This is a genomic window from Myroides odoratus (assembly GCF_001549985.1).
Classification (GTDB): domain Bacteria; phylum Bacteroidota; class Bacteroidia; order Flavobacteriales; family Flavobacteriaceae; genus Flavobacterium; species Flavobacterium odoratum_A.
In genome coordinates this window covers 1-454 of the sequence record NZ_LROZ01000069.1, presented here as the reverse complement: position 1 = coordinate 454, position 454 = coordinate 1, and the positions used below count along the sequence as shown (strand labels likewise).

Annotated in this window: 1 protein-coding gene; it reads left to right on the top strand. The window is 49.3% G+C overall.

Features of this window, described 5'->3' with window-relative positions; all coding sequences use genetic code 11:
* On the top strand, positions 1 to 435 hold a 435-nt coding region (locus AWV75_RS18290), incomplete at its 5' end, for a 2Fe-2S iron-sulfur cluster-binding protein (protein ID WP_317038696.1).
* Positions 436 to 454 lie beyond the last annotated feature (19 nt).

The following is a 454-nucleotide window of genomic DNA, read 5'->3' as shown; positions in this document are numbered from 1 at the left end:
GCACTCACCGCTCCATTTCCGGCTACCTCCTTCCTCCGGCGGCATCCGGCTGGTGGAGTGAGCCTAAGGCCATTTCCCAACGTGGGTCAGTCTCTGTTCGGGCTGAAGCAGGGCGGCAGCCGTGGCGGACGAGTGACGGCGATGGCGTACAAGGTGACTCTCATAACCCCAGATGGAGAGAAATCAATTACATGTAGTGGTGATGATTACATTTTAGATGCGGCTGAGGAAAGCGGGATTGATCTTCCTTACTCTTGCAGAGCTGGGGCTTGTTCTTCTTGTATTGGGAAAGTGAAATCAGGGAAATTAGATCAATCTGATAATAGCTTTCTTGATGATGAACAGATGGCTGAAGGTTGGGTTTTAACTTGTGTTGCTAGGCCTGAATCTGATCTTGTTATTGAGACTCACAAGGAGGAAGTGTTTGCTGGTTAAAACAGAGGAACAAGAAGGG